This window comes from uncultured Nocardioides sp. (assembly GCF_902805925.1).
Taxonomy (GTDB): Bacteria; Actinomycetota; Actinomycetes; order Propionibacteriales; family Nocardioidaceae; genus Nocardioides.
This window is the reverse complement of sequence record NZ_CADCUP010000112.1, coordinates 1-7,376: the sequence shown is the minus strand read 5'-3', so window position 1 is coordinate 7,376 and position 7,376 is coordinate 1. Positions and strand designations below refer to the sequence as shown.

Genomic DNA, 7,376 nt, shown 5'->3' with positions numbered 1-7,376 from the left:
CAGCACGGAACCGGCGGTGACGTGCGGGATCCCCCGGGCGTCGCGGATGATCGGCACGCTGGTGGCCTCGGGGGGTCAGGCCTCGCGGCGGAACCGCTCGTCGAGCCACACCTTGACGCTGCCGGCCACGCCGGCAAGATCGTGGACGAGCCGGCCGACGGCGTCCTGCGAGCTGCGGAAGCTGTCGCTGTAGCTCGCCGCGGCGGCCCTGGCGGCGTCGCTCACCTTGGCGGCGGCGTCGTCGTCGCGGCGCGGGTAGTCGCCGCTGAGGATGCGGGTGTACGCGCCGGAGTCGACCCAGCGGCGCATCTCGGCGGCCCGGACGACGGCGAAGGGGTGCGAGCGGTTCTCCACCAGCAGCATCTTCAGCACCGAGTCGCGCACGTCGTCCGCCTCGAGGTACTCCTGGCCCTGCGCCAGGAACGAGGTGGTGTCGAGGTCGTCGAGGTGGCCGCCGCTGGCGACCTGCATGTGCACCCGCAGGGCGACCGCGGGGTCCTGGGTGGCGAGCAGGCCGGCGCGGTCGGCCGACAGCTCCGACTTGCGCGACCACTCGTACAGCGCCGCGACGATGGCACGCACCCCCAGCCCGCCGAGCGGCAGGGAGCTGAGCACGCCGGTCACCTGGATCAGGCGCTGCAGCAGCGTCTGGTAGACCGCGTGACCGCTGAGCGCGTGGCCGAGCTCGTGGGCGACGACGAAGCGCAGCTCCTCCTCGTCGAGGAGGTCGACGAGCCCGCTGTCGAGCACGATGAACGGCTTGTTCATGCCGATCGTCAGCGCGTTGAAGCCCGGGTTGGCCCGGACGAACAGCTCCGGCACCTCGACCGCGTCCAGCACCCGCGCCACGTCGCTGAGCGCGTAGTGCAGCACCGGGAACTGGCGCTCGTCGACCCGCACCGAGGAGCCGAGGTAGGCCAGCCGCACGGCCCGCTCGTTGAAGAGCCCGGACATCGTCTTGAGCACCGTGTCGAAGCCCTTGAGCCGCCGCAGCGCCACCAGCGCGCCCTGGTCGGCGGGGTGCTCCCAGGCGCGTGAGCTGATGCCGGTCAGGGTCGCGCGCGAGCGCGCTGGAGTGTCGGTCACGTGCTGCACTCTGGCACGAGATGGGGGCGTGTGGCCGGTTTCTCCCCTGGGTAGTCCGGGCCGAATTGCACGCGCAGCGGCGTCGGGAGGTGCATCTCGCCCCGGACTACCCCGCGCGCACGGTTCAGGCCGCCGACCACCACGCGGGTGCCTCGAGGGTCCAGGACCGCTCGCCCTCCGGGAGCCAGCGCGCACGCCGGCGAGCCCGGTGCATCCGGCGCACGACGCTCGTGCGGTCGCCGAGGTCGCCAGCGACCAGCACGAAGTACTCCAGCCCGTGGTCGCGGAACCGCTCCTCCCGCGCGACGTCGCGGCGACGGTTGACGGCCGTGAGGTGTGCGGCGCCGTCGTACTCGCCCACCACGCCGGCGACCGGGTCGAGCAGGTCCGGGAAGCCGAGGAGCCTCCCGCCGCTGGTGAAGACCGGCACGTTGCACAGCGGGCGCGGCAGGCCGGCGTCGAGCTCCCACACCAGCCGCATGGCCGTCTCCCGCGGCGACCCGCTCGTGTCGATGGCCAGCGCGACGGCCTGTCGGGCGAGCTCGATGCCGGTCCACGGGCCGACCCCGTGCACGTAGCGGCTCACCGCCTCCACCGTCGTCAGCCCGGCCGCGGCCGCCATGTCGATCGCGGCCACCGCGGCTCGCAGCGTGCCCCGGCGCCTCGCCTCGTCGAACGCCGCACGCTCGGGGCTCACGCACCACAGCCCCGCCACCCGGCGCCTGGTGGCGTGGGCCAGCTGCTCGCGGGAGACCACGATGCGGTCGTCGGGCCGCAGCTCGTGGAGCGAGATCAAGGGCACGGGGAGAGGTGATCCGCCTCGGTCGAGGCCGTCGAAGTACGCCGCGCCCGTCCAGCGCAGGGCGGCCCACCCCGTGACGGCGCCGCGGAAGCGGCGCGACCCCTGCTCGACGATGCGTTGCTCGACGAGGTCGTGGCCCACGTCGACCGGCAGGAAGCGGCCCGGCGACGTCTGCCGGAAGCCGGGACCGTGCGCCCGCCGCCAGGTCAGCTCGCCACGGCACGGTGCCACCGGCCAGACGACCGGTGGCCTGGTGCACCGCGCGCTGGCCAACGGATCCATGACCCGACCCTCGGGCCAGGCGCCGACGAGCGCGGCGGGCCCGGCGTGCTGCTGTGCGCGACGCCGCCGCCGGCTCGCCTGTGGACGGCGAGCGGCCCGGGGTAGTCCGGGGCAGAATGCACGCGGATCGATGCCGGAAGGTGCATCTCGCCCCGGACTACCCCCACCCCCCGCCGCCGTCACCCCTCCCGCATCGGCACCCGCACGTCCCGCTCGGTGGCCACCTCGACGGCGCGGTCGTAGCCGGCGTCGACATGGCGGATGACGCCCATGCCGGGGTCGTTGGTGAGCACCCGCTCGATCTTCTGCGCGGCCAGCTCGGTGCCGTCGGCGACGCACACCTGGCCGGCGTGCAGGGAACGGCCCATGCCCACGCCGCCGCCGTGGTGGAAGGAAACCCAGGTGGCACCCGAGGCGGTGTTCACCAGCGCGTTGAGGATCGCCCAGTCGGCGATGGCGTCGGAGCCGTCGAGCATCGACTCCGTCTCGCGGTACGGCGAGGCGACGGAGCCGCAGTCGAGGTGGTCGCGGCCGATGACGACCGGGGCCTTGAGCTCGCCGGAGGCCACCATCTCGTTGAACCGCAGGCCGGCGAGGTGGCGCTGGCCGTACCCCAGCCAGCAGATGCGGGCGGGCAGGCCCTGGAAGGACACCCGCTCCCCGGCCATGGTGATCCACGTGTGCAGGCGCTCGTCGTCGGGGAAGAGCTCGAGGATCGCCCGGTCGGTCGCGGCGATGTCGGCGGGGTCGCCCGACAGCGCGGCCCAGCGGAACGGGCCCCTGCCCTCGCAGAACAGCGGCCGGATGTAGGCGGGCACGAAGCCGGGGAACGCGAAGGCCCGGTCGTAGCCGCCCTTGCGCGCCTCGTCGCGGATGGAGTTGCCGTAGTCGAAGACCTCGGCGCCGGCGTCCTGAAACTCCACCATCGCGCGCACGTGGGCGGCCATCGACGCCTGCGCGTCCTTGGTGAAGCCCTCCGGGTCGCGGGCGGCGGCGTCGTGCCAGTCCGCGAAGGCGACGCCGGCGGGGAGGTAGGACAGCGGGTCGTGGGCGGAGGTCTGGTCGGTGACCACGTCGATCGGGGCCCGGCGCCCCAGCAGCTCGGGGAACACCTCGGCGGCGTTGCCGAGTACGCCGATCGACAGCGGCCGGCGGGCGTCGCGCGCCTCCACCGCGAGCTCCAGCGCGTGGTCGAGGGAGTCCGCCTGCACGTCGAGGTAGCGGTGCTCGATGCGCCGCTCGATGCGCGCCTGGTCGACGTCGACGCAGACGGCCACGCCGTCGTTCATCGTGACGGCGAGCGGCTGCGCGCCGCCCATGCCGCCGAGGCCGGCGGTCAGCGTGATGGTGCCGGCGAGGGTGCCGCCGAAGCGCTTGTCGGCCACCGCGGCGAAGGTCTCGAAGGTGCCCTGGAGGATGCCCTGGGTGCCGATGTAGATCCAGGAGCCGGCGGTCATCTGGCCGTACATCGTCAGCCCGAGGTCCTCGAGACGCCGGAACTCCTCCCAGTTGGCCCAGTCGCCGACGAGGTTGGAGTTCGCGATGAGCACGCGCGGCGCCCACTCGTGGGTGCGCATGACGCCGACCGGCTTGCCCGACTGCACCAGCATCGTCTCGTCGTCGCGCAGGGTGCGCAGCGTGCGCACCAGCGCGTCGTAGGCCTCCCAGCTGCGCGCGGCCCTGCCGGTGCCGCCGTACACGACGAGGTCCTCCGGTCGTTCGGCGTTGGCGGGGTCGAGGTTGTTCATCAGCATCCGCAGCGGCGCCTCGGTCTGCCACGAGCCGCAGGTGAGGTCGGTGCCGGTGGCGGCGTGGATGGGGGGCCTCGATACGCGGCCTCGCTCCTCGGCCGCTGCTCGACCACCGGGTGCGTCGTTCATGCGAGTTCTCCGATCACTGCTTCGGCGGCGGCGAGCACCGCGCCGGACTGGACGAGGGAGACCGTGAGCTCGATCTCCGGCGAGAGGTGGCGGTCGGGACCGGGGCCCTCGATGCCCGAGGAGCGGAGCAGCCGCACGACCGCGCCGGTGGCCGGCGACGGCTCGAGCGGTGCGCGCAGGTCGAGGGCACGCGCGGCGGTGAGCACCTCGATCGCGACCACGCGGGTGAGGCCGTCGACGGAGCGGCGCAGCTTGCGTGCCGCCGACCAGCCCATCGAGACGTGGTCCTCCTGCATCGCGCTGGAGGGGATGGAGTCGACGCTCGCCGGGCCGGCGAGCCGCTTCAGCTCCGAGACGATCGCTGCCTGGGTGTACTGCGCGATCATGTGGCCGCTGTCGACGCCCGGGTCGTCGGCCAGGAACGGCGGCAGCCCGTGGTTGCGCGCCTTGTCGAGGAACCGGTCCGTACGCCGCTCGCTGATGGAGGCCAGGTCGGCGGCCACGATCGCGAGGAAGTCGAGCACGTAGGCCACCGGAGCGCCGTGGAAGTTGCCGTTGGACTCCACGCGACCGCTCCGCCCGCCGGAGGCCGCCAGCACCACGGGGTTGTCGACCGCCGAGGCGAGCTCGCGGCCGGCGACGGTCGCGGCGTGGGCGATCGTGTCGCGGACGGCGCCGTGCACCTGCGGCGAGCAGCGCAGCGAGTAGGCGTCCTGCACCCGGTTGCAGTCGGGGCCCCGGTGCGAGGCCACGACGCCGGAGCCCGCCATCAGCCGCACCAGGTTGGCGGCCGAGGCCGCCTGGCCGGGGTGCGGGCGGATCGCCTGCAGCTCGGCGGCGAAGACCCGGTCGGTGCCGAGCTGGCCCTCGACCGACATGGCGGCCGCGACGTCGGCGGTGCGCACCAGCACCTCGAGGTCGTGCAGCGCCAGCAGCAGCATGCCGAGCATCCCGTCGGTGCCGTTGATCAGGGCCAGGCCCTCCTTGGCGGCCAATTCCACCGGCCGCAGGCCGGCGGCTGCCAGCGCCTCGGCGGCCGGCAGGAGCGTCCCGCCGGCGTCGCGCACCTCGCCCTCGCCCATCAGCGCCAGCGCGCAGTGCGACAGCGGCGCGAGATCTCCGGAGCAGCCGAGCGAGCCGTACTCGCGCACCACCGGGGTGATGCCGTGCGAGAGCAGCCCCGCGAGCAGCTGCGCCGTCTCGAGGCGTACGCCGGTGTGCCCCGTCGCCAGCGTCGAGAGCCGCAGCAGCATCAGCCCGCGCACCACCTCCCGCTCGACCTCGGGCCCCGACCCGGCGGCGTGCGAGCGCACCAGCGAGCGCTGGAGCTGGGCCCGCATCTCGGTCGGGATGTGCCGGGTCGCGAGAGCGCCGAACCCCGTCGAGATGCCGTACGCCGGCGTCGGCGCCGCCGCGAGCTCCTCGACCACCGCGCGCGCCCGGTCGATCGCCGCGCAGGCGTCCGCACCGATCTCCACGGGGGCGCCGTGGCGTGCCACCGCCACCAGGTCGGCGGGCGAGACGGGACCGGTGCCCACCTCCACGGTGCTGTGCGTCGTCACGGCCATGGCTCCATCCAAGATCGCGCCGCGAGCGCCTGCCAGGGTCTGGTGCGCCGCAATGTCTCGGATCTCAGACCCACCCGCAAGGGGGTGGCAGGTCCCGGCGGGGCGTGCGACGGTGAGTGGGTGTGCGGGGGCACCAAGGCCGTCGCCTGAGGAGGAGGGGCTCACCATGGACACCACCGAGGTCATCATCACCGTCGTCGTCATCCTCGTGCTGCTCGCGATCATCGCCGCCGTCGTGATGGCCGCGCGCAAGAAGCGCCGACAGGCCGACGCCGCCCGGGCCACCGAGCTCCGCCGAGAGGCCCAGCAGCGCGCCACCGACATCCCGCAGACCCGGGCCCAGGCCCAGGAGGCCGAGGCCCAGGCCGAGCAGGCCCGGCTGCGGGCCGAGAGCGCAGAGCAGCGGGCGATGCAGGCCAGACAGGCCGCCGCCCAGACCCAGGCCGAGCACGAGGACCAGATCCGCGCCGCCGACCGCCTCGACCCCCACGTCGACAACCGCTCGGCCGACTACACCCCGGACACCGGCACCACGACTGCCGCCGGCACCGCGTCGAGCAGCCACGACGCCCCCGGCGCGGTCACGGGCGGCGGCTACGTGCGCGCCGTCGACGCCGAGGGCCGCCCGGTCGACGACCAGGTCCGTCCGGTCGAGGGGGACGGCCGCACCACGGCCACCGACGACGGGCTGGGCGGTTCGCCCCGCTCCTGAGTCCGGAAGGATGCGGGCATGAGCCAGGTGCCGGCCGCGACGAAGGCGCTGCGCGTCCTCCGGTTCCTGGCCAGCCAGCCGGATCCCGTGACGCTGGACCGCATCGTCCGCGCGTGCGGGCTGCCCCGCTCCACGGCGTACCACCTGCTCAACGCGATGATCGACGAGGGCTTCGTCGTGCACCTGCCCGACGAGCACCGCTACGGGCTCGGCGTCGCCGCGTTCGAGGTGGGCAGCGGGTACGCCCGCCAGGCGCCGCTGCAGCGGCTCGCCCGCCGGCACCTCACCGCCCTGGTCGACGAGACCGGCTGCGCGGCCCACCTCGCCGTGCTGCACGGCCGCGACGTGCTCTACGTGCTCGAGGAGCGCGTGCCCGGCCGGCCCCCACTGGTCACCGACGTGGGCGTGCGCCTGCCCGCGCACCTGACCGCGAGCGGCCGGGCGATCCTGGCGGCCCTGCCCGGGCCGCAGGTCCGCGCGCTCTACCCCGACCGGGAGGCGTTCGTCGACCGCACCGGCCGCGGGCCGCGCTCCCTGACCGCCCTGCGGACGGTGCTCGGCGACACCCGGCAGCGGGGGTACGCCGCGGAGGACGGCGAGGTCACGCCCGGCTTCGTCAGCGTGGCCGCCGCGGTGCTCGACCACAACGCCCACCCGGTCGCCGCGGTGGCGGTGACGTGGCCCGAGGACGACGGCCACGACAGCGACACCGCCGCCGGGGCCGTACGCCGGACGGCGCGGTCGCTCAGCCGGCGGCTGTCCGGCCGCTGACCGCGGCTCCGAGACGCTGCCGGCCCGGCTCGTGGGTACGAGCCGGGCCGACGGGTGCTGCTGTGCTGGATGCCGGTGCCGCCACCCGAACCGCCGCCCCGGCGGTGATCTCGGGGTGGTGCGCGCCGGCAGGGCCCGCGATGGCGACCGGGATCCCGACCGCGACGATCAGGACGGCCACGAGGCGCAGCAGCAGCGCGCGCACAGGTGTGATGATTTCTGGCATGTAGATGTGTCTCCCAACTCGACGCGGCTCCATTCGCTCCCACCCGTCT

Annotated in this window: 7 protein-coding genes; 2 read left to right on the top strand and 5 right to left on the bottom strand. The window is 74.5% G+C overall.

All coding sequences use genetic code 11. The features are described from left to right. Positions 1 to 75: 75 nt before the first annotated feature. The 4 genes from QZX64_RS07925 to hutH all read right to left on the bottom strand — a co-directional run bounded on the left by QZX64_RS07925 (position 76) and on the right by hutH (position 5,618). Positions 76 to 1,086, bottom strand: a complete 1,011-nt coding sequence (locus tag QZX64_RS07925) for a M48 family metallopeptidase (RefSeq protein WP_295658203.1) — start codon at positions 1,084 to 1,086, stop codon at positions 76 to 78. Positions 1,087 to 1,210: 124 nt separating this feature from the next. Continuing rightward, positions 1,211 to 2,170 carry a hypothetical protein gene (locus tag QZX64_RS07920; protein WP_295658201.1) on the bottom strand — a complete coding sequence of 320 codons (960 nt, stop codon included), beginning with the start codon at positions 2,168 to 2,170 and terminating at the stop codon, positions 1,211 to 1,213. Positions 2,171 to 2,349: 179 nt separating this feature from the next. Continuing rightward, positions 2,350 to 4,050 (bottom strand): urocanate hydratase, encoded by a 1,701-nt coding sequence (gene hutU, locus QZX64_RS07915; protein WP_295658199.1) that lies wholly within the window; start codon positions 4,048 to 4,050, stop codon positions 2,350 to 2,352. Beyond that, on the bottom strand, positions 4,047 to 5,618 hold the full coding sequence (gene hutH, locus QZX64_RS07910; protein WP_295658197.1) for a histidine ammonia-lyase: 1,572 nt from the start codon (positions 5,616 to 5,618) through the stop codon (positions 4,047 to 4,049). The genes hutU and hutH overlap by 4 nt, the downstream gene beginning before the upstream one ends. 166 nt (positions 5,619 to 5,784) lie before the next feature. Between hutH and QZX64_RS07905 the strand changes: the two genes are divergently transcribed. Together QZX64_RS07905 and QZX64_RS07900 are read left to right on the top strand one after the other, a co-directional pair. Next, positions 5,785 to 6,330, top strand: coding sequence for a hypothetical protein (locus tag QZX64_RS07905; RefSeq protein WP_295658195.1), 546 nt, complete (start codon positions 5,785 to 5,787; stop codon positions 6,328 to 6,330). An 18-nt stretch (positions 6,331 to 6,348) separates the two neighbouring features. Then, positions 6,349 to 7,101: an IclR family transcriptional regulator gene (locus tag QZX64_RS07900; RefSeq protein WP_295658194.1), complete on the top strand. Its 753-nt coding sequence runs from the start codon at positions 6,349 to 6,351 to the stop codon at positions 7,099 to 7,101. Here the strand turns inward: QZX64_RS07900 and QZX64_RS07895 are convergent. Then, the coding region (locus QZX64_RS07895; protein ID WP_295658193.1) for a hypothetical protein at positions 7,076 to 7,376 on the bottom strand (301 nt) is incomplete at its 5' end. The genes QZX64_RS07900 and QZX64_RS07895 overlap by 26 nt on opposite strands.

Coding starts and splice junctions, on each gene's coding strand:
- hutH (WP_295658197.1), bottom strand. CDS start 5,618: ATGGCCGTGACGACGCACAGCACCGTGGAGGTGGGCACCGGTCCCGTC.
- QZX64_RS07905 (WP_295658195.1), top strand. CDS start 5,785: ATGGACACCACCGAGGTCATCATCACCGTCGTCGTCATCCTCGTGCTG.
- QZX64_RS07920 (WP_295658201.1), bottom strand. CDS start 2,170: ATGGATCCGTTGGCCAGCGCGCGGTGCACCAGGCCACCGGTCGTCTGG.
- QZX64_RS07900 (WP_295658194.1), top strand. CDS start 6,349: ATGAGCCAGGTGCCGGCCGCGACGAAGGCGCTGCGCGTCCTCCGGTTC.
- hutU (WP_295658199.1), bottom strand. CDS start 4,050: ATGAACGACGCACCCGGTGGTCGAGCAGCGGCCGAGGAGCGAGGCCGC.